The organism is Ornithinimicrobium pratense, assembly GCF_008843165.1.
GTDB lineage: Bacteria > Actinomycetota > Actinomycetes > Actinomycetales > Dermatophilaceae > Ornithinicoccus > Ornithinicoccus pratensis.
Genome location: NZ_CP044427.1, coordinates 2,211,536 through 2,231,113 on the forward strand (window position 1 = coordinate 2,211,536; position 19,578 = coordinate 2,231,113).

Annotated in this window: 17 protein-coding genes and 1 pseudogene; 3 read left to right on the forward strand and 15 right to left on the reverse strand. The window is 71.1% G+C overall.

All coding sequences use genetic code 11. The features are described 5' to 3' along the window. Nucleotides 1–49: 49 nt before the first annotated feature. Nucleotides 50–1,276 (reverse strand): 4-hydroxyphenylpyruvate dioxygenase, encoded by a 1,227-nt coding sequence (gene hppD / locus FY030_RS10135; RefSeq protein WP_158061402.1) that lies wholly within the window; start codon nucleotides 1,274–1,276, stop codon nucleotides 50–52. A 107-nt stretch (nucleotides 1,277–1,383) separates the two neighbouring features. On the opposite strand from hppD, the gene FY030_RS10140 reads away from it, so the two are divergent. Next, nucleotides 1,384–1,896, forward strand: a complete 513-nt coding sequence (locus tag FY030_RS10140) for an Lrp/AsnC family transcriptional regulator (RefSeq protein ID WP_158061403.1) — start codon at nucleotides 1,384–1,386, stop codon at nucleotides 1,894–1,896. Here the strand turns inward: FY030_RS10140 and FY030_RS10145 are convergent. From FY030_RS10145 to FY030_RS10195, 11 genes and pseudogenes are all read right to left on the reverse strand, one after another. Next, nucleotides 1,884–2,537: an IclR family transcriptional regulator gene (locus FY030_RS10145; RefSeq protein WP_158061404.1), complete on the reverse strand. Its 654-nt coding sequence runs from the start codon at nucleotides 2,535–2,537 to the stop codon at nucleotides 1,884–1,886. The genes FY030_RS10140 and FY030_RS10145 overlap by 13 nt on opposite strands. Nucleotides 2,538–2,940: 403 nt before the next feature. Then, entirely contained in the window at nucleotides 2,941–4,692 is a 1,752-nt protein-coding gene (locus FY030_RS10150; RefSeq protein WP_158061405.1) for a DEAD/DEAH box helicase, read from the reverse strand. A gap of 162 nt (nucleotides 4,693–4,854) precedes the next feature. Further along, on the reverse strand, nucleotides 4,855–5,214 hold the full coding sequence (locus tag FY030_RS10155; protein WP_158061406.1) for a DUF3039 domain-containing protein: 360 nt from the start codon (nucleotides 5,212–5,214) through the stop codon (nucleotides 4,855–4,857). A 36-nt stretch (nucleotides 5,215–5,250) separates the two neighbouring features. Further along, nucleotides 5,251–5,835: a YqgE/AlgH family protein gene (locus FY030_RS10160; protein WP_158061407.1), complete on the reverse strand. Its 585-nt coding sequence runs from the start codon at nucleotides 5,833–5,835 to the stop codon at nucleotides 5,251–5,253. Then, on the reverse strand, nucleotides 5,832–6,230 hold the full coding sequence (locus FY030_RS10165; protein ID WP_158061408.1) for a VanZ family protein: 399 nt from the start codon (nucleotides 6,228–6,230) through the stop codon (nucleotides 5,832–5,834). The genes FY030_RS10160 and FY030_RS10165 overlap by 4 nt, the downstream gene beginning before the upstream one ends. 5 nt (nucleotides 6,231–6,235) lie before the next feature. Beyond that, complete coding sequence (locus FY030_RS10170; protein ID WP_158061409.1) at nucleotides 6,236–7,663, reverse strand: NAD-dependent malic enzyme; 1,428 nt, start codon at nucleotides 7,661–7,663, stop codon at nucleotides 6,236–6,238. A gap of 44 nt (nucleotides 7,664–7,707) precedes the next feature. After that, nucleotides 7,708–8,652, reverse strand: coding sequence for an ATP-binding cassette domain-containing protein (locus tag FY030_RS10175; RefSeq protein WP_158061410.1), 945 nt, complete (start codon nucleotides 8,650–8,652; stop codon nucleotides 7,708–7,710). Nucleotides 8,653–8,765: 113 nt separating this feature from the next. Next, nucleotides 8,766–9,311: pseudogene (locus tag FY030_RS17340) on the reverse strand (ATP-binding cassette domain-containing protein); the annotation flags it as partial. After that, nucleotides 9,212–10,162: an ABC transporter permease gene (locus tag FY030_RS10185; protein WP_158061411.1), complete on the reverse strand. Its 951-nt coding sequence runs from the start codon at nucleotides 10,160–10,162 to the stop codon at nucleotides 9,212–9,214. The gene FY030_RS10185 and the pseudogene FY030_RS17340, both read right to left, overlap by 100 nt. Beyond that, on the reverse strand, nucleotides 10,155–11,207 hold the full coding sequence (locus FY030_RS10190) for an ABC transporter permease (RefSeq protein ID WP_202879689.1): 1,053 nt from the start codon (nucleotides 11,205–11,207) through the stop codon (nucleotides 10,155–10,157). The genes FY030_RS10185 and FY030_RS10190 overlap by 8 nt, the downstream gene beginning before the upstream one ends. Next, complete coding sequence (locus FY030_RS10195; RefSeq protein ID WP_158061412.1) at nucleotides 11,171–12,784, reverse strand: ABC transporter substrate-binding protein; 1,614 nt, start codon at nucleotides 12,782–12,784, stop codon at nucleotides 11,171–11,173. The genes FY030_RS10190 and FY030_RS10195 overlap by 37 nt, the downstream gene beginning before the upstream one ends. 66 nt (nucleotides 12,785–12,850) lie before the next feature. On the opposite strand from FY030_RS10195, the gene trxA reads away from it, so the two are divergent. Both trxA and FY030_RS10205 read left to right on the forward strand, forming a co-directional pair. After that, complete coding sequence (gene trxA / locus FY030_RS10200; RefSeq protein ID WP_158061413.1) at nucleotides 12,851–13,234, forward strand: thioredoxin; 384 nt, start codon at nucleotides 12,851–12,853, stop codon at nucleotides 13,232–13,234. A 292-nt stretch (nucleotides 13,235–13,526) separates the two neighbouring features. Beyond that, nucleotides 13,527–16,202: a phosphoenolpyruvate carboxylase gene (locus tag FY030_RS10205; protein ID WP_158061414.1), complete on the forward strand. Its 2,676-nt coding sequence runs from the start codon at nucleotides 13,527–13,529 to the stop codon at nucleotides 16,200–16,202. 84 nt (nucleotides 16,203–16,286) lie between these two features. Here the strand turns inward: FY030_RS10205 and FY030_RS10210 are convergent, their stop codons facing one another. The 3 genes from FY030_RS10210 to FY030_RS10220 are packed head-to-tail and all read right to left on the reverse strand — an operon-like array spanning nucleotide 16,287 to nucleotide 19,509. Continuing rightward, nucleotides 16,287–17,561, reverse strand: a complete 1,275-nt coding sequence (locus FY030_RS10210) for a sugar ABC transporter permease (RefSeq protein WP_158061415.1) — start codon at nucleotides 17,559–17,561, stop codon at nucleotides 16,287–16,289. After that, the gene (locus tag FY030_RS10215; RefSeq protein ID WP_158061416.1) at nucleotides 17,558–18,367 is read right to left on the reverse strand and encodes an ATP-binding cassette domain-containing protein; all 810 of its coding nucleotides are present in this window, start codon (nucleotides 18,365–18,367) and stop codon (nucleotides 17,558–17,560) included. The genes FY030_RS10210 and FY030_RS10215 overlap by 4 nt, the downstream gene beginning before the upstream one ends. Further along, complete coding sequence (locus FY030_RS10220; RefSeq protein ID WP_238348226.1) at nucleotides 18,364–19,509, reverse strand: substrate-binding domain-containing protein; 1,146 nt, start codon at nucleotides 19,507–19,509, stop codon at nucleotides 18,364–18,366. The genes FY030_RS10215 and FY030_RS10220 overlap by 4 nt, the downstream gene beginning before the upstream one ends. Nucleotides 19,510–19,578 lie beyond the last annotated feature (69 nt).

Genomic DNA, 19,578 nt, shown 5'->3' on the forward strand with positions numbered 1-19,578 from the left:
GCGGCATACCTCCTCGGTATGCCGCCCCGCCCAGGGAGTCACGCGACGCTCAGAGGTTGCCGCGCTGCTCCTGCTCGCGCTCGATCGCCTCGAAGAGGGCCTTGAAGTTGCCCTTGCCGAAACCGAGGGAGCCATGCCGCTCGATCAGCTCGAAGAAGACCGTCGGACGGTCCTGGACGGGCTTGGTGAAGATCTGCAGCAGATAGCCGTCCTCGTCACGGTCGACGAGGATGCCCCGCTTCTGCAGCTCCTCGATCGGCGCGCGGACCTGGCCGATCCGCTCCCGCAGCTTGGGGTCCTCGTAGTAGGAGTCGGGGGTGGCGAGGAACTCGATGCCGTGGGCGCGCATGTGGTCCACCGTGGAGATGATGTCGTTGGTGGCCAGCGCAAGGTGCTGGGCACCTGGGCCCCGGTAGAACTCGAGGTACTCATCGATCTGCGACTTGCGCTTGCCGACCGCCGGCTCGTTGAGCGGGAACTTGACCCGGTGGTTGCCGTTGGCGACGACCTTGGACATCAGCGCGGAGTAGTCGGTGGCGATGTCATCCCCGATGAACTCGGCCATGTTCACAAAGCCCATGACCTTGTTGTAGAACTCCACCCACTCATCCATCTTGCCCAGCTCGACGTTGCCGACGATGTGGTCCAGGGCCTGGAAGAGTCGCTTCGGCTCGCCGTCGCGCTTGACGTAGTGCGAGGTCCTCTTCACGTAGCCCGGCAGGTAGGGGCCGCTGTAGGTCGACTTGCCGTCGGCACCCTTGCGCTGGACGAGGGTATGCCGGGTCTCGCCGTAGGTGGCGATGGCGGCGACGCGGACGGTGCCGTGCTCGTCAGTCAGGTCCTCGGGTTCCTGCAGGACGGTGGCGCCGATGCCGCGGGCGTGCTCGATGCAGCGGTTGAGGTCCGGGACCTCCAAAGAGATGTCCACGACCCCGTCGCCGTGGCGGCGCACGTGGTCGTGCAGGGGGCTGTCCGGGTCGACGCCGCCCTTGATGACGAACCTGATCGAGCCGGACTTCAGCACGAAGGCCTTGTGGTCACGGTTGCCGGTCTCCGGTCCGGAGTAACCGATCAGCTCCATCCCGAAGGCAGACTGGTAGAAGTGCGCCGTCTGCGTCGCGTTGCCGACGACGAAGTGGATGGAGTCCCACCCGGTCACCGGGAACACGTCCGAGGACTCGTCGTAGGGCACCAGGCCCACGAGCTGCTTGAGCTGGTCGAGCTCGAGGTTGGCCTCGCGCTCCTGGTCGGTCAGATGGACAACAGTGTCGGTCATACCCTGAGCGTGCTGCCACTGCGCTAACAGGGCAAGTGGCTGCAGAATCGCTGAGCAGCGTGCACACATTGACCCGGCCTGCGCGGTCCAGAGTGCACACTGTGTCTATGTCTCAGACGGTGGACGAGCTGGACGCCCGGTTGCTGACCCTGTTGGACCAGGACCCCCACATCGGGGTGCTGGGCGCCTCACGGATCCTGGGGGTCGCCCGGGGCACGGTGCAGGCCCGCCTGGACAAGATGGTCCGCCGCGGGATCATCCGCAGTTTCGCCCCGTCCCTGGACCCGGCCGCACTGGGGTATCCGGTGATGGCTCTCACCACCCTGGAGATCCGTCAAGGCACCGGCGGTGGGCCCGTGGTCGAGCACCTCTCGGGGATCCCCGAGGTGCTCGAGGCGCACACCATCACCGGCTCGGGGGACCTGATGCTCAGGGTGGTCGCCAGGGACAACGCCCACCTGCAGGAGGTCATCGACCTGGTCGTCGGCCACCCCATGGTCGACCGTTCCTCGACCCTGATCGCGCTGTCCACCCGCATCGCCTACCGCACGATGCCCCTGGTGCAGCGCAGCGCCGGCTCCGGCGCCGCTGCTGCTGATCACGAGGGTCAGGGTGCTTGACCGGTCAGGCTGCGGGTGAGCCATCTGGCCGTCGCGACGACCTCGTCCTGGACCGGCGGCGGTGGCCCCATGGTCACCACGCCGACCGACGCCTCCAGGCCAGGGACATCCGGCACCCACGCGGCGACGCCATGGGCACCCGGCTGCAGCTCCCCGGTTGTGGCCACGGGCCGGCTGTCCCCGCTGCGGCGTCCGGCGAGGATGGCTCGGCCGGCAGCACCGCGGTCCAGCGGGTGCCGGCTGCCGACCCGGTAGGAGACGTGGAAGTCGGTCCAGCTGGGCTCGACCACGACGAGGGCCAGCGCCTGCTCCCCCTCGGCGACGGTGAGGTGGGCAGTGGCGCCGACCTGGTCTGCGAGCTCTCGCAGCAGGGGACGGGCCAGCTCGACCAGCATCGGCCGCACTGAAAGCTGGAGGCGGGTGACGCCCAGCCCCAGCCGCACGCGCCCGTCCTCCCCGCGGGTGACGAAGTCGCGGGCCTGCAGGGTCGCCACCAGCCGGTAGATGATCGCCCGGCCCACCCCGAGCTCCTGCGCCAGCGCCGAGACCGTCATCCCCGCCGAGCCGCCGGGGCTGCCCAGCAGCTGGAGCACCTGCAGCCCTCGGTCGAGGGTCTGGGAGGTCTCCGCAGGCGAGGTCATCCCTGCAGGCTAGTGGCGCATCCCACTGGTCGCGGTGCTCTGCGCCCCTGTCGCCCCGAGCAAGCCGCCAGCCTCCATGTGCGAGGGGACCCGCCCTGGGAGCGCCACGCGTTGCGGGCACGCGCCGTGGCCAGGTCGCGAGCGGCCTTCGCTCGCGCAGTAGCGCGCCGGCCGATGGCCGCCTGAACGAGCAGTGGGACGAGAACCGGCAGTGCTGACGACAGGCTGCACAGGGCAATGACACGGGACGTGGATCCCCCGTAGTCCGACTGGTGCCGTGCAGAGGTGGGCAGACGGCCGCAGGGGTGCAGCTTCTCCCGGGAAGGATGAGCCCGGAACGGCGCGGGTAGGCGAGCACGCGCGCCTACGAACCAGCGCGCCCGGGAGCAAGCGCGCCGGCGAACTAGCGGCGTCCGACGAACCAGTTGCGGATCTTCTCGATCCGCGCCTGTACCTGCTCGCTGGAGGCGGTGGCGAGCTCGGGGCCACCGCATACCCTGCGCAGTTCGGCGTGGACGACGGCGTGCGGCTGGCCCTTCTTCTGGGCGTAGGCAGAGACGAGCTTGTTCAGCTCCTTGCGGTGCTCGGCCAGGGCGCGGTGGGCCGAGACGGCCTGGGCTCGCTCCTGCCCCCCGCCACGGCCGACCTGCTTCTTCTGCCGCTCGCGCAGGACATGGGCCACCTGGTCGGGCTCGAGCAGGCCGGGCAGCCCGAGGAACTCATCCTCGTCCTCCGAGCCGGGCAGGCCGCCGAGACCGAACTGCTCGGCGTCGAAGAGGACGTGGTCGAACTCGGCGTCGGACCCGAGCGCCTCGAAGCTGCCCTCCAACTCGCCGGACGCGCTCTCCTGGGCGTTCGCGGCCGCCAGCAGACCGTCCTCCTCCGACCACAGCAGCTCGCCGTCGTCGTCCTTCTTCTTGTTCAAGGCGTGGTCGCGCTCGTGCTCCATCGAGCCGGCGTGCGCGAGGAGCAGGGAGACGTTGGGCAAGAAGACCGATGCGGTCTCCCCGCGGCGCCGGGCTCGGACGAACCGGCCAACGGCCTGGGCGAAGAAGAGCGGCGTGGAGGTGGAGGTGGCGTAGACCCCGACGCACAGCCGGGGGACGTCCACGCCCTCGGAGACCATCCGGACGGCGACCATCCACCGCGAGGTGCTGGCCGCGAACTTCTCGATCCGGGCGGAGGCGTCGGAGTCATCAGAGAGGACCACGGTGGGCCGTTCGCCGGTCAGCTCGTGCAGCTGCTTGGCGTAGGCCCGGGCCGAGCGCTGGTCGGTGGCGATGACCAAGCCCCCGGCGTCCTCGACGTGCCGTCGCACCTCGGTGAGCCGCTTGTCCGCGGCCCGCAGCACCGACGGCGCCCACTCCCCCGCCGGGTCCAGCGCGGTCCGCCAGGCCTGCTTGGTCAGGTCCTTGGTCAGCGGCTCGCCCAGCCGGGCCTCGAGCTCGTCACCAACCTTGGTGCGCCAGCGCATGGTGCCGCCGTAGGACAAGAAGAGCACCGGCCGCACCACGCCGTCCCGCAGGGCGTCGGCGTAGCCGTAGGTGTAGTCCGCGGCCGAGCGCAGGATCCCCTCCGTGTCCATCTCGTAGCGCACGAAGGGGATCGCTGCGGTGTCGGAGCGGAAGGGGGTGCCGGTGAGCCCCAGGCGACGCTGCGCGGGCTCGAACGCCTCCCGGACCGCCTCGCCCCAGGACAGCGCGTCACCGCCGTGGTGGATCTCGTCGAGGATGACCAGCGTGCGGGCGGCCTCGGTGCGGGCCCGGTGCAGGAGGGGTTTGCTGGCTACGCCGGCGTAGGTGACCGCGACCCCGTCGTAGTCGCGGCCGTGCCGTCCCTGTGCGTTGGCGAAGCGCGGGTCGATGCGGATGCCGACCTTGGCGGCAGCATCCGCCCACTGGATCTTCAGGTGCTCGGTGGGCGCGACGATGGTGATGCGCTGCACCTCCCCGCGGTCCAGCAGCTCGGTGGCCACGCGGAGCGCGAAGGTGGTCTTACCGGCCCCCGGCGTGGCCACGGCGAGGAAGTCACGGGGCCGTTCGGCGAGGTACTGCTCCAGTGCTGCGGCCTGCCAGGCGCGCAGCTTTCCGGCGGTCCCCCAGGCGGCGCGCTCGGGATAGGCGGGAGGCAGGTGGGAGGCAGCAGCAGTCGACATGGCCGACCCAGGATAGGTGGTTTTTCAGGGGGACTCACCAGGCCGGGCACGCCCGCGGGGGCGGTCGACGGCATGGTATGGCGTGTCGTCCGGGCCTTCCTTCACGACCGGCGAGGACCGACCCCGACTGCCGTCCCTGTCGGGCGCTGGCCCTCGCTCCGGTCAGCCTTCGGTGCCCCCGCCGGACCCGCCGCTGCCCGGCCCGCCGCTGCCGGACCCACCGTCTTGCGGCTCACGCAGACCCTCGTAGATCTCCTTGCACATGGGGCACACAGGGAACTTCTCAGGGTCCCGGCCCGGGATCCAGACCTTGCCGCACAGGGCGATCACCGGGTTGCCGGTCATCGCCGACTCCATGATCTTTTCCTTGCGCACATAGTGGGCGAAGCGCTCGTGGTCACCGGGTTCCTGCAGATCGGGATCGACCCGGGTGTCGGTGCGCTCCAGCAGCGCCGTCTGCGTCGACGGGGCGGTGGGGGCCTCGGGTGCGTCCAGGGGCTGATCCGACATGCGCGTGCTCATGGACCACAGTCTAGGCGCGACCCAGCAGGTCCTGGCCTAGTTCTGGTCGGCGTCCGGAGTCCAGGTGGTGGCGAAGGAGAGCGCGGAGCGCTGCCGCAGCAACACCTCGCGCCAGAGCTCGGAGGTGTCCTCGTGGAAGGGGTCGCGGGGCTCCCGGGGCACGACGTACCAGGCCCCTTGGCGGATCTCACCGTCCAGCTGGCCCGCGCCCCACCCGCTGTAGCCGACGAAGATGCGGAAGGCACCCAGCTCGGGCACCACCAAGGGCGCGGGGGCGTCGAGGTCGACCAGGCCGATCCCGCCGAAGAGCAGCTGGGTCCCTAGCGGCGGGTCGCCAGGGTCATGCCCCGGCACGCTGACCAGACCCATCGCGGTGTCCATCCCGACCGGCCCACCCCGGAAGAGCACCCCGGGTGAGGTGACGAACGGTTGCCACTCGGGCAGGACGACGTCCACCCCCGCGTCCAGCGGCTGGTTGAGCACGAGCCCGTGGGCACCGTCCTCGTCATGGTGCAGCACCAGCACGACCGCGTGCTCGAACGGCTCTCCCGTCATCGGGGTCGCGACGAGCAGCTCGCCGGTGACGTGGCCGGCGGGGGCCCAGGGGCTGCGTGCGCTCATCCTGCCCTCTCCCGATCGTCGACGGACGGCATGCCCCCATCATGACGCCACCGAGCCACCAGGCGCGCCGCGAGCGCACCGACGGCCAGGCCCACGAGGTTGGCGAGCGCGTCGCCCAGTTCGGCGACGCGGTTCGACGTCAGGGTGTGCTGGAGGGGCTCAGCGACCAGCGCGTGCACGAGCAACAAGAGCATCATCCACCGGGCGCCGAGCAGTCGGGCCAGAAAGGCCGGCACCGCGAAGGCCAGGAAGTGCCCGACCTTGTCCAAGCCGGGTATGCCGTCAGGGCCGGGCACGGTCGGCGCGTAGAGCCCGGCCACCTGTCCCACCACGGCGAGCCCGAGTAGCACCCACCCGAAGAGGCGCAGCCGCCCACCTGCGGTCTGGTCCGTCATAGCCGTCAGCCCGCGCCCTCCTCGCCCTTCTCGCGGACCCGCCGCGCGGCCGCCTCGACCGCCTGGGCCACCGCCTTGGTCGCCTGCGGGTTGAAGACACTGGGGATGATGTAGGTGGGGTTGAGCTCCTCGGGCTGGACGACGTCGGCCAGGGCCGACGCCGCGGCCAGGAGCATGTCGTCGTCGATGTGCCTGCTCGCGGCGTCGAGCAGACCGCGGAAGACGCCGGGGAAGACCAGGACGTTGTTGATCTGGTTGGCGAAGTCGCTGCGTCCGGTGGCGACCACCGTCGCGTGGCGACCGGCCTCCACGGGGTCCACCTCCGGGACCGGGTTGGCCATCGCGAAGACGATGGCGTCCTCGTTCATCTGCGCGATGTCATCGCCGGTGAGGATGTTTCCGGCAGAGACCCCGATAAAGACGTCGGCGCCCACGAGCGCCTCCTTGAGCGTGCCGTCCTGCATCGCCCGGTTGGTCTGGCTGGCGATCCAGGCCAGGTTGCCGTTGTCCCCGCGCACCACGTCGGGGCGGCGGGAGTGGATGATCCCATCCACGTCGGCGACGACCAGGTCCACGACCCCGGCCTGCAGCAGCAGACGGATGATCGCCGAGCCCGCGGCGCCCGCACCGGACATGACGACCTTGACCTCGGAGAGCTCCTTCTCCACCACGCGCAGGGCGTTCTTCAGCGCGGCGAGAGCAACGATCGCGGTGCCGTGCTGGTCGTCATGGAAGACCGGGATGTCCAGCTCACGCCGCAGCCGGTCCTCGATGTGGAAGCAGCGGGGAGCCGAGATGTCCTCCAGGTTGATCCCGGCGAAGCCTGGCGAAAGGGCCTTGACGATGCGGACGATCTCGTCGGCGTCATGGGCGTCCAGGCAGATCGGGAAGGCGTCGATGTCCGCGAACCGCTTGAACAGCGCCGCCTTGCCCTCCATCACCGGCATCGCCGCGAGCGGGCCGATGTCGCCCAGGCCGAGCACCGCCGAGCCGTCGGTGACGACCGCGACCGTGTTGCGCTTGATGGTCAGGCTCCGGGCGTCCTCGGGCTTCTCCGCGATCGCCTGGCAGATCTTGGCCACACCCGGGGTATAGACCAGCGACAGGTCATCACGGTTCCGGATCGGCAGCTTGGACTTGACCTCGAGCTTGCCCCCGAGGTGCGCCAGGAAGGTGCGGTCGCTGACCCGACCGATCTCGACCCCGTCGACCTGGCTGATGGCGTCGACCACCTCGGCGGCGTGGCGGGTGCCGTGGGTGGCGATAGTCAGGTCGGCCTGCAGCCGCTCGGTGCCCGATTCGCTGATGTCAACTGCGGTGACCATGCCACCGACGTCGGACACGGCGGTGGTGATCTCGGAGACCGCGGTCACGCGGGCCGGGAGCTCGAGCCGGACGGTGATGGAGTTGGACACGGAGGGGACGGGGCTCATGACGTCCTATTGTTCCGTATGCGCGCGGCAGCTCCGGACGGTGCTCACTGTTCCCACACCAGGACGTCGTCGCACCAGGTCCGCACCAGCTCCTCGTCGTGCGAGGCGACCAGCACCCCAGCGCCGGTGGCGTGCTGGTGCTCGTGCACCGCGGCCACGAGGGCGCGGGCGGTGGCCCCGTCGACCATCGCGGTCGGCTCGTCGAGCAGCAGGTAGTCCGGCTGCATGGCCAGGGCCCTGGCGAGCACTACCCGTTGCAGCTGGCCGCCGGAGACCTCGTCCGGACGCCGCTGGGCGATCCGGGGGGTCAGGCCGACCTGGTCCAGCAGACTAGCGACCACCTCGGGCCCGCTCGACCGGCCCGCCAACACCAGGGGTTCGGCCAGCGTCCTGCCCAGCGTCCACCGCGGGTCAACGCAGGATCGTGGGTCCTGAGGGACGTAGCCGATCTGCCTGCGGACCTCGGCGGGCACCCGGTGTCCGGTCCCCCGGACCCGTCGACCGTCCAGCTCGACATGCCCGCGGGCAGGGGTATGCAGCAGCGCCAGGGTGCGCAGCAGGCTGGTCTTGCCCGCGCCGGAGGGTGCCATCAGGCCGGTGGTCCGGTCCGGGGCGACACGCACGTCCAGGCTCTCCGTGACCACCTGCCCCCGGCCCCTGACGATGGTCAGCCCGACCCCGGACAGGCCGGTGCGGTGCTCGGCGGCCGGCGCGGTGTCCAGGTCCGCGGGCTGGCGTGGCCGGGACCGGTGAGCGTGGCGGTGGCCGGCCGTGCGGACCCGCTCGACGACCGTGCCGGCCGGTTGCCGGTCACTGGCCCGGCCGGCGTCGAGCTCGACGACGGCGTCGGCGACCTGCTCGGCCAGCGCCAGGTCGTGGGTGACGACCAGGACCGCCCGGCCCTCCTCACGGGCCAACGCACGCAGCTCTTCGCCCACCCGCACCGCCCGCTCCCGGTCCAGACCCGTGGTCGGCTCATCGGCCAGCACCAGCAGGGGGTCGCCGAGCAGGGCGAGGGCGTTGGAGACGCGCTGGGCCTGTCCCCCGAGAGCTGGGTGGGCAGGCGGCCGTCCCAGGCCTCGTCCACGTCGTGCCTGCTCCGGGCGCGCTGGAGCAGGCGGTCCACCTGCCTGGCCGGCGCGTGGACCCGTGCCTTCTCGCGCAGGTGGGCCCCCACGGACAGGACCGGGGTGAGCGTGGCCAAGGGGGCCTGCGGCAGCCACGCGGCGATGCGGCCTCGGTGCCGCTCCCGTTCCTTGACGGGCGGGTCAAGCAGGTCCACGGCATGGTCCGCGGCATGCCAACGGGCCTGCCCCCGCACCCACGACCCCGCGGGCAGCAGACCGAGCAGCGCCGACACCAGCGTGGACTTGCCCGCACCGCTGGGCCCCAGGAGCACGAGCACCTCCCCCGGCTGCACGTGCAGGTCGACCTGGTCGAGCACGCTGAGGTGGGCGCCGTCGACCTGGGGCAGGGCCACCCCCAGGCCCTCGACCACCAGACCGACCCTCGCCTGACCACCGACGGGCCGGCCCTCGGCGCGGCCGGTCACGATCGCCCCACGGACACGGGCCGCAGCCGCTCGGCCACCCAGTAGACGGCCAGGCTCAGCAGGACCAGCACCAGTCCCGGCAGCACCGCTGGCCACCAGTGTCCAGCCAGGACCGCAGAGCGGGACTGCTCGATGATCGTGCCGAGCGAGGCCCGGTCGTCCTGCAGCCCCAGGCCCAGGAAGCTCAGCGCGGACTCGTGCATGATCGCGTGCGGCACCATGAGCACCGTGGCCAGCAGGGCCCGTGCGAGCACGTGCCCCAGAAGGTGCCGGGAAAGCACCCACCACCGGCTCGCCCCGGCGCCGACGGCAGCCTCGACGAAACCGGCTCCGGTCAGGGCCAGCATCTCCGCCCGCACGATCCGGGCGGTGGTCGTCCAGTGGGTGAGCGCGACACTGATCACCACACTGGTCAGCGAGGGACCGAGCAGGGCCACGATGACGATGCCGAGCACCAGGTGCGGCAGCGCGTTGACCGCGTCGACAAGGCGCATGAGCACCGAGTCCAGCCAGCCGCCGGCGCGGTGGGCGACCGAGCCCGCGAGCCCGCCCACGAGCAGGCCGATCGCGCTGGAGGTGCCGGCGGCAGCCAGCCCCACCAACAGCGAGACCCTGGCGCCCGCGAGCGTGCGTTCCAGCAGGTCACGGCCCGCGTGATCGGTCCCGAACGGGTGACCCGGGGAGGGCGGCAGCCAGGACCGGGTGAAGTCTGCCGTCTGCGCCGGCCCGCCCCCGCCGAGGAGCAGCACGGCCGTCAAAACCCCGACGAGGCAGAGCAGCCACCAGGCACCGGCCGCACCGAAGACCTTGCCCCCCGCCGCACGGTTGGTGGCGCCCGGACTCCGCCGAGGGATCGGCATACCTCGTCCGGCTGTCCGCCCCTTCTCCCCTCGCCCCATCCACGGGCGGGCGTGGGCGTCGCGCACGGCGCGCCACTCCTCAGCCATCGCGCTCACCCACCCGCGGGTCCACGACGCGGTAGAGCAGGTCCGCCGCCAGGTTGCCCAGCACCACGATGATCGTGCTCAGGACCGTGATGGCCGCGAGCAGGGCGAAGTCGAGCCGCAGCGCGGACTCGACGACCGCGCTGGCGATGCCGGGCCAGGAGAAGACCACCTCCACCAGCACAGCGCCGGTGATGAGCTCAGGCAGACGCACCCCCAGCACCGTGACGAGGGGCAGCAGGGCGGGGCGCACCGCGTGTGCACGCAGGATCTGCCGGCGCGGTATGCCGCGGGCCCAGGCACCCCGCACGGCCGGCCCGGCGAGGGCGTCCCGGGTCGCGTCGCGGACGACGAGGGCGTACCAGGGCAGCTGGGAGAGGGCCAGCACCGAGACCGGCAGGACCGCGTGCCTCAGGACGTCCAGCGGCTGCGCACGGTCGGCGCTCAGGCTGGTGGCACCCCCCGTGGGCAACCATCCCCAGGCGACCGCGAAGAGCCAGATCCCGACCAGCCCCAGCCAGAACGGAGGAGCCGCCTGGAGGGAGAGCAGCCCAGCACCGACCACCCGGTCGGCCAGGGTGCCCGGGCGCGTCCCGGCCCAGGCGCCCAGCAGCAGACCCAACGGAACGGCGAGCAGCAGGGCTGCAGCCATGAGGCCCAGCGTCCACAGCAGGCGTTCGGCCAGCACCGCGGCGACCGGACGGCGCAGGCTGGTGGAGGCGCCCAGGTCGCCGGTGAGGACGTTGCCCCACCAGGCCGCCCACTGCTGCAGCGCAGAGACCTCGCCCAAGCGCTCGCGCATGGACGCCAGGGTGGGCCCGTCCATGGTCAGCGCCCGCTCCCCCAGGGCCGCCACCACCGGGTCGAACGGTGCGGACTGAGCCAGGGCGAACATGGCCAGGGTCACCCCGGCGAGCAGGAGCGGCAGCAGCAACAGCCGACCCAGCACCAGCCTGGCCACCGACCGGTCGGCGCGGCGCGGACGTGCGGGGGCGGACGGCCGGGCGTCGCTCACCGCCTGGCGCTGGTCCAGGAGGGCAGGTTCCACCAGGGCCCGCCCTGCAGACCGTGCTCGTGCGGCTCGACCAGCGGCACGTCATACCCCTGCCAGACCCCCGCCCGGATGACGTAGTCATGCCCGACGTAAGCCAGGAAGATCCACGGGAGGTCTTGGGCCAGCAGATCCTGGACCTCGGCGTAGGCCGCGTTGCGCTCCGCGTCGTCCAGCGCGCTGCGGCCGGACTCCAGGGCGGCGTCCAGCTCCGGCGAACGGTAACCGCCCGGGTTGTCGAAGCCGACCAGCGCCCGGGATGAGTGCAGGAGCGGATAGGTGGACAGGTCGGCGTCATAGGGGTTGCCCGAGCCGTAGACCAGCGGGTCCTGGCTCATCCGGGGCTCGATCGCGTCCCACGACAAGCCGTCCGGGGTGACCTCGATCCCCAGTCCGCCGGCCTGGGCCTGCACGTAGAGGGCAATGTTCTGGCGCAGGCTGTCACCGGCGGGGTACATGAGCGTCAGCTCCGCCCGCTGGCCGTCCCGGACCCGGGTCCCGTCCGGGCCCTCCTGCCACCCGGCCTCCTCCAGGACTGCGCGGGCCGCGGGGACGTCGGTGTCGACCTCCACGACCGAGGAATACTCAGCGGCCTCGGGCGGGATGGGACCGTAGGCGGGGCGACCGGATCCGGCGAGGGCACCCTCGACGAGGGACTGACGGTCCAGGCCGAGGTTGAGTGCTCGCCGGACGGCGGGGTCGCCGGCGACGGGGTGCTCCTCGGGCATGATGATCGCGCGGAAGTCGCTGGTGTCGCGACGCACCACATCGAAGGCGTCGTTCTCCTCGAACCGGGCCAGGGAGGTGGCCGGGAGCAGCGCTGCGTCCACCTCGCCGGAGGCGACCCGTGCCACGCGGGCCGCGTCGTCCTCGGCGAAGACGAAAGTGGCCCGGCCGACCTCCGGCGGCTCGCCCCAGTAGTCGTCGTGGGCGGTGAGGACCAGCCGGTCACCGGGTCGGTAGGAACTCATCCGGTAGGGACCGGTGCCCACCACCTGCACGTCGTCCAGGTCGCTGCCCGCCGGAACGATGCCCAGCACGGTCGCGACCGGGAAGGATGCGTGCGGCCGGTCGAGGGTGAAGCGGACGGTGCGCTCGTCGACCGCCTCGACGGCTGCCAGGGCCGTCAGGTCGGCCGCCACCGCAGAGCCGAGGTCGGGGTCCAGCGCCGACTCGTAGGTGTAGACGACGTCGTCGGCGGACAGGAGGGTGCCGTCGTGGAAGCGGACCCCGTCGCGTAGCGTGTAGGTCCACGTCAGGCCGTCGTCGCTCACCTCGGGCAAGGACTCTGCGAGCAGGGGCTCCGGGACCAGGTCCACACCCAGCTGCAGGAGACCCTCGACCACCTTGCCGTCGCCCCACCGCGCGTAGCCCAGCACCGGGTTGAGAGTGTCCGGCTCCGACCCGACGGCGATGACGACGTCCTGTGCTGGCACCTTCCCCTCCTGAGTGCCCGAGGCCCCCTCCTGCGGGAGACCGTTCTGGGACGGGTCTGCGCAGGCGCTGGTCAGGAGCGCCAGGCAGGCGAGCGGGATGAGGCCCTGCAGGAGGCAGGGCCGTCGGGCGGTGGGCATGTGGTCGATGCTAGACGGTCCCCAGGGCCGTGGAAGAGATCGCCGGACAGGTCTGTTGACGCCCGTATGAGCACCTTAGACCTGACCGCAGAGACCTTCGAGCAGACCGTGACCGGCAACGACATCGTCCTCGTGGACTGGTGGGCCGAGTGGTGCGGCCCCTGCAAGATGTTCGCCCCCGTCTATGACCAGGCCTCCGCCCAGCATGAGGACGTCGTCTTCGGCAAGGTGGACACCGAGGACCAGCAGGCGTTGGCTGCCAGCGCTGAGATCAGCTCGATTCCGACGATCATGGCGTTCAAGGAGGGCATGCTGGTCTTCAGCCAGGCCGGCGCGCTGCCCGCCCGGGACCTGGACTCGGTGATCGCCCAGGTCAAGGCGCTGGACATGGACGAGGTCCGGGCCAAGGTCGCGGCGGCCCAGCAGGAGGGCGGGTCCGGCCAAGCCTGACCGCCCTTGGCCTCTCGGTCGGCGACAACTTCCACCATCAGCCCGGGGCGGCCATCACCTTCTCGGCGCGCTACACCCCCGTCGACGACGAGGGCGAGATGCTGCACGAGAGCGTGTCGAGGGCGAGGCCGCCGCGATCATCGAGGACCCTGGGCCCGCCGCGACCACCGAGTGATCCTGGGCGCGCTGCGTCATCGACATGCGGCCCCCGGCGCACGACGCCCCGCCGCCTGTCCGGTGGCGGGGCGTCGCCACGGGCGGGGGCCGCGGACGGCCCCTAGGGTGGTGCGACATGGAGCGCCTGGCCAGAGACCTTGACCTACTGATCCAGCTGCACGAGCAGGTGCTCGCCGAGTCGGGCGAGCAGGGCCTGGCCGACCCGCTGCGCGACCACTTCGGGGGGCGGAGCGAGACTCTGGATGATCTTGTCGCCGACGCGGGGCCGGAGGAAGTGGCGGCGATGGCCCGGGCGTTGACCGTGCGACTACACCTGACCAACCTCGTCGCAGAGCGGCACCGAGCCCGCTCGCTACGCGCCGGGGACGGCGAGTATGGGGACTCGCTCGAGGCCGGTGACATCGCGGCAACGGTCGCCTCGGTGGGTGGCGCCGCCGCCGAGCACCTCCCCTTGCTCCGGCTCCACCCGGTCCTGACCGCGCACCCCACAGAGGCCCGTCGGCGTGCCGTCGCCAGTGCCCTGCACCGGATTGCCGAACAACTCGACCGACACGTCGACACGGGGTCGGGAGCTGCCGAGAAGGCGTTCGCGCGCCGCCGGATGCTGGAGGACATCGACATCCTGCACCGCACCTCGACCCTGCGGACCACCCGTCCGGAACCCCTGGACGAGGTGCGTACGGTGCTGGCCATCTTCGAGACGACGCTGTTCCGGGCGGTCCCGCGGTTCCAGCGGACCGTCGAGCTGGCGTTGCGGCAGCTCGGCGAGCCTGCCGGCGAGGAGCCGCTGCCGGCCCTGCTGCGTTACGGCTCGTGGGTGGGGGGCGACCGGGACGGCAATCCGCACGTCACCGCTGCCGTCACCAGGCAGACGGTCGAGGCGCAGGCGGCCGTGGCCCTGCACGCCCTGCGCGTCAACGTGGAGCGGGTCGCGCGCACGCTGACGATGGACGAGCGAAGCACCCCGGCCTCGGCTGCACTACGCACGGCACTGGACTACGACGCCGTCGCCATGCCGGACGTCTTTGCCCGGATCGTCAAGGACTCCCCGGGCGAACCGCACCGGCAGAAGCTCCTGGTCGCGGCCCATCGGCTGGCAGCCACGGCCGACGGGGTCGCGGGCCGCGGTTACGGCGGGGCGCATGAGCTCATCGCCGACCTCGAGCTGGTGCGTCGCTCCCTGCTCGAGGCGGGTGACCGCCGAGCTGCGGGAGGCGAGCTGATGCATCTGCTCTGGATGGTGGAGACCTTCGGATTCCACCTCGCCGAGCTAGAGGTACGTCAGCACAGTGCCGTGCACCGACGCGCCCTGGTCGAGCTGCTGGGACAGCTTCGTGACGCCGACGTGCAGATCGCGGGGATGTCGCTCGAGGACCCCGTGACCGCCGCCTCGGACGTCCGGATCCTTGACTGGCTGGCCGTCCACGGCTGGCCGGCCCCGGTGCATGCGCACGACCCCTCGACCCAGGAGGTCCTTGACACGCTGCGGGTGATGGCCTGGCTTCAGGAGCGCTGGGGCATCACCTGCTGCGGGACCTATATCGTCTCCTTCAGCCAGAGCGCTGGGGATCTCGCCGCGGTGCGGGCCCTGGCCAGGTTGGCGGTCGGCGACCGGCCGCTGCGCCTCGACGTCGTGCCGCTCTTCGAGACCGGAGACGACCTGCAGCGCGCGTGCCAGACCCTTCAGGCGTGGCTGCTCCTGGGGTCGACGCAGGCCTGGCTGCGGCCCCGGGATCGGAGGGTCGAGATCATGCTCGGTTACTCCGACAGCGCCAAGGACGTCGGCCCGGCGGCAGCCACCCTGATCCTGCACCGCGCTCAGCAGGACCTGGTCGCCTGGGCAGAAAGGCACAACCTGCAGCTGACCCTCTTCCACGGCCGTGGTGGGTCGATGGGACGCGGCGGTGGGCCGCTGCAGCGGGCGATCACCGCCCAGCCCACGGGATCGGTCGCCGGCCGGTTCAAGGTGACCGAGCAGGGTGAGGTGATCCACGCCCGGTACGCCGACGTGCGAATCGCTCAGCAGCACCTGGAGCGGATGGCCTCGGCGGTCCTGCAGGCCGACTCGCCCGAGGTCACCGCCGCGCGCGACGCTGCGGCGGAGCGGTACGCCCCGCTTGCCGAACGGCTGGAGGAGACGAGCCGCGCGGCATACCGCGCCCTCATGGACACCGACGGCATCGCTGATGTCCTCGCCGTCGCCAGCCCTCTCGATGCCCTGGGCGACCTGCGTCTGGGCTCCCGGCCGGCCCGTCGGGGCGGCGGGTCCGGGCGGACGCTGTCCGACCTGCGAGCGATCCCCTGGGTGTTCGCGTGGTCGATGACGAGGCTCAACCTGCCGGGCTGGTACGGGCTCGGGGCCGCGCTGGCTGCCGAGACCGACCGCGAGGCGCTCCGGGCCGCCTACCGTGAGTGGCCCGTCTTCTCGGCCCTGGTCGACGTGGCCGAGATGAGCCTGGCCAAGAGCGAGGAGCGGCTCGCGGCCCAGTTCCTTGACCTTGCGGACCGCCCCGACATCGCCGAGCGGATCCTCGCCGAGCTGCGCCTGGCCCGCGAGCAGACGCTCGACGTGCTCGGTCAGGAGAGGCTGCTGGAGCGCAAGCCGCACCTGCGGACCGCCGTCGAGCTGCGCCGCCCCTCGGTCGACGCGCTCAGCCGGCTCCAGCTGCGCTGCTTACGCATGCTGCACACGATCGATGCAGGCGAGGAGGCCGAAGAGGGCCACCCCTGGCACCGCCCGCTGCTGCTCACCATCAACGGCATGGCCGCCGGTCTGCAGAACACGGGCTGAGCCGACAACCCGCACCCCGTCATATGCTCGCTCCCCCCGCATGCCGCCCGGGTGGGCGAACGGCATATCCGAGCAGGCGAACGCTCAGGCTCGCCCGTGGGCGGCACGGCTGCGCCGGGTGAGGGAGTCCACGGTGACGGCGAGGAGGAGGACGGCACCGGTGACCATGTAGCGGATGGAGGAGTCGAGGCTGAGCAGACTCAGGCCCGACGTGATCGACTGGAGCACCAAGATGCCAAGTACGGCTGACCACGCCGAGCCGCGTCCGCCGAACAGGCTGGTTCCGCCGATGACTGCCGCCGCGATCGCGGTCAGGTTGGTGTCGGCGCCACCGCTGGACTGGCTGGCGGAGGCCAGGCGTGCCGCGGCGAACAGGCCTCCCACGGCAGCCAGGGTGGAGCAGGCCATGAAGACGGACACGTAGACGCGCTTGACGTTGATGCCAGCCCGTCGTGCAGCCTCCACGTTGCCGCCGATGGCCATCACCGATCGGCCCCAGCTAGTGCGCCGCACCATGACGTCGACGATGAAGACCAGCAAGATGAACGTCAGGAACATCACCGACACGCCCCGGTCCTGGTTGAGCACATAGGCGCCAGCGCATCCGATGACGCCGAGGACGACTGCTCGGACCAGGACGCCGTGGAGGGGCTGCGGGGTGAGACCGGCCCCGACGCGTCGGCGGTTGTCGGCCAGGCGGGCGGCCACGTAGCCCGCGACGGTCAGGAGGATGACGGCATAGGACAGCCAGGAGGGCAGGAACCACGCCGTTGCGAACTTCACGAGTGCGGACTCGAACGGCAGGTTGATGGAGCCGGCATCGCCGAGGATCCAGAGTTGGAGCCCGAGAAAGCCCAACAGGCCCGCCAGGGTGATGACGAACGACGGCACGCCCCACCTGGTGAAGACCAACCCGTAGAGCAGCCCGATCGCCGACCCTGCCAGGATGGCCGCGAGGATGGCTACCGCAAGCGGCCACCCCTGCTGGATGAAGCCCACGGCGACGATGGCGGAGGACACCCCGCTGACCGAGCCGACCGACAGGTCGATCTCCCCGAGCAGGAGGACCAGCACGATCCCCAGGGCGATGGTGCCGACAGCCGCGGACTGCAGGGTGAGGTTGACCATGTTGCGGCTGGACAGGAACGCAGGGTTAAGTGCCTGGAAGACCGCCCAGATGACGAGCAGCCCGATGATCACCGGCAGCGAGCCGAGGTCGCCGGACTTCACGCGGTCCCGGAAGGTGGAGAACGCACCGGAGATGCCCACCGAGGCGATCAGCCGCTCGTCTGCCCGGTCGGCCGCGACCGCGGTCGCGGCCTCCGTCGATGCGGTGGGGTCGGAGGTGGGCAGCGTCATGAGTTCTTCTCCTGCTGGCTGCGGCGGTGCGCCCGCGCCGAGACCGGGTTGTTGGTGGCGCCAGTGATGGCGGCGATGATCTCCTGGCTCGAGGTCCGGCTGACCGTGAAGGTGCCGTTGTTGCGTCCCAGCCGCAGGACGACGACGCGGTCGGCGACCGCCATGACGTCGGCCATGTTGTGGCTGATCAGCAGGACTCCTAGCCCGCGCTCGCGCAGCCGCTCCACGAGGTTGAGGACCTCGGCCGTCTGGGCGACTCCCAAGGCGGCCGTCGGCTCGTCGAGCATGACGATCTTGGGGTTGCCGAGCAACGACCGGGCGATCGCGACGGTTTGCCGCTGACCGCCGGAGAGGCTGGCCACGGGGATCCGCACCGAGGGGATGCGGGCCGACAGCTCCTGGAGCAGCTGCCAGGACTGGCGCTCCATCTCGACCTCGTCGAGCTGTCCGCCCCGCCGAATCTCCCGACCGAGGAAGAGATTCCCCACGACGTCGAGGTTGTCGCACAGCGCGAGGTCCTGGAAGACCGTGGCCACGCCGAGCTTCTGAGCCTCGGCGGGCCCGCGGACGACAGCCTGCTTCCCGCCGATCTCGAGGTGGCCTTGGTCCGGCGTGTGCACACCCGCGATGGACTTGACCAGGGTCGACTTGCCGGCGCCGTTGTCCCCGACAAGCGCCACCACCTCCCCGGCGCGGACCTCGAGGGTAATGTCGCTCAGGGCTTGGACTGCTCCGAAGCGCTTGGACACCCCCTCCATGGACAGGACCGTGGTGCCCACGCCGGGGTTGGTGGTGGAGGTGCTCATTCGATGCCCAGCTCCGCGCAGGCGTCCGCGTACTCGGCGGTGCAGATGTCCTCGACGGTGTAGAAGCCATCTGCGACGACGGTGTCCATGATGTTGTCCGCCGTGACCGCGACGGGGTCGAGCAGCGTGCTGGGCACACCCTCGAGCTCGGTGGACGACTCCGGGGTCTCACCGCGGGCGAGCGCCAAGGCTGCGGTCGCCGCGTCCTCTGCCTCGGGGACGATGGCCTTGTAGATCGTCAGGGCCTGATCCCCGGCGACGATGCGCTGAATGCCGGCGAGCTCGGCGTCCTGGCCCGTCACCGGAGGCAGCGGCTCGATGCCGCCGCCCTTCATCGCCGTGACCGCACCGCCGGCGGTGCCGTCGTTGGCGGCGTAGACGCCGACCACACTGTCCATGTCCAGAGCGCTGAGCTGGCCCTCCATCCACTGCTGCGCCGCGTCCGGGCTCCAGTCCGGGGTGTCGAACTCGGCGACGATGTTGAACTCGCTCGCGTCGAACACACCGTGTGCACCCTCCTTGAACAGGGCGGCGTTGCCGTCGGTCGGGGAGCCGTTGATCATGACAAGGTCACCGGACGTCGTGCCCTCGGCCTCGAGCATGTCGAGCAGCGTCTGCGCCTGCAGCTCGCCGACCGCAGCGTTGTCGAAGGAGACGTAGTAGTCAGCCCCGGCGACCAGACGGTCGTAGGCGACGACGGGCACGCCCTGGCCCTTGGCGTTGTTGACGATCGCCTCGCCGGCGGTGGCGTCGACCACGTCGAGCACCATGACGTCGATGCCCTGTGCCAGTGCCGACTCGGCTTGCTCCTGCTGCTGAGCAGGATCCTGGTCGGCGTTGGAGTAGATCACAGTGCACTCTGGGCACTGCTCGGCGATGGCGGCCTCGAACAACGGGCGATCGAATGCCTCGTAGCGGGTCGTCTTGGACTCCGGCAGAAGCAGGGCGATCGCGAAGGACTCCCCCTCCCCCGCCTGCCCCGCTGCGTCGCCCTCGGTGGAGGTTTCGCCGTCGGCTGCCGGGCCGGTCTCCGCCGGATCGTTGGTCTCCGCCTGCTCGTTGCTGCCACATGCGGTCAAGGCGGCGATGAGCAGGCCGGACATGGTGACCGCACCCGTCCGTCGCAAGGAGTGAACTGTCATGGGTCTGTCCTTTGATCGGGGCCGTCCACGCTGATCGGCATCTCGTGCAGCCAACTAAGTCACACTCTC

Coding starts and splice junctions, on each gene's coding strand:
- FY030_RS10155 (WP_158061406.1), bottom strand. CDS start 5,214: ATGAGCACGCGCATGTCGGATCAGCCCCTGGACGCACCCGAGGCCCCC.
- trxA (WP_158061413.1), top strand. CDS start 12,851: ATGAGCACCTTAGACCTGACCGCAGAGACCTTCGAGCAGACCGTGACC.
- FY030_RS10220 (WP_238348226.1), bottom strand. CDS start 19,509: ATGACAGTTCACTCCTTGCGACGGACGGGTGCGGTCACCATGTCCGGC.
- FY030_RS10165 (WP_158061408.1), bottom strand. CDS start 6,230: ATGACGGACCAGACCGCAGGTGGGCGGCTGCGCCTCTTCGGGTGGGTG.
- FY030_RS10205 (WP_158061414.1), top strand. CDS start 13,527: ATGGAGCGCCTGGCCAGAGACCTTGACCTACTGATCCAGCTGCACGAG.
- FY030_RS10140 (WP_158061403.1), top strand. CDS start 1,384: ATGTCTCAGACGGTGGACGAGCTGGACGCCCGGTTGCTGACCCTGTTG.
- FY030_RS10215 (WP_158061416.1), bottom strand. CDS start 18,367: ATGAGCACCTCCACCACCAACCCCGGCGTGGGCACCACGGTCCTGTCC.
- FY030_RS10150 (WP_158061405.1), bottom strand. CDS start 4,692: ATGTCGACTGCTGCTGCCTCCCACCTGCCTCCCGCCTATCCCGAGCGC.
- FY030_RS10185 (WP_158061411.1), bottom strand. CDS start 10,162: ATGGCTGAGGAGTGGCGCGCCGTGCGCGACGCCCACGCCCGCCCGTGG.
- hppD (WP_158061402.1), bottom strand. CDS start 1,276: ATGACCGACACTGTTGTCCATCTGACCGACCAGGAGCGCGAGGCCAAC.
- FY030_RS10195 (WP_158061412.1), bottom strand. CDS start 12,784: ATGCCCACCGCCCGACGGCCCTGCCTCCTGCAGGGCCTCATCCCGCTC.
- FY030_RS10160 (WP_158061407.1), bottom strand. CDS start 5,835: ATGAGCGCACGCAGCCCCTGGGCCCCCGCCGGCCACGTCACCGGCGAG.
- FY030_RS10145 (WP_158061404.1), bottom strand. CDS start 2,537: ATGACCTCGCCTGCGGAGACCTCCCAGACCCTCGACCGAGGGCTGCAG.
- FY030_RS10170 (WP_158061409.1), bottom strand. CDS start 7,663: ATGAGCCCCGTCCCCTCCGTGTCCAACTCCATCACCGTCCGGCTCGAG.
- FY030_RS10210 (WP_158061415.1), bottom strand. CDS start 17,561: ATGACGCTGCCCACCTCCGACCCCACCGCATCGACGGAGGCCGCGACC.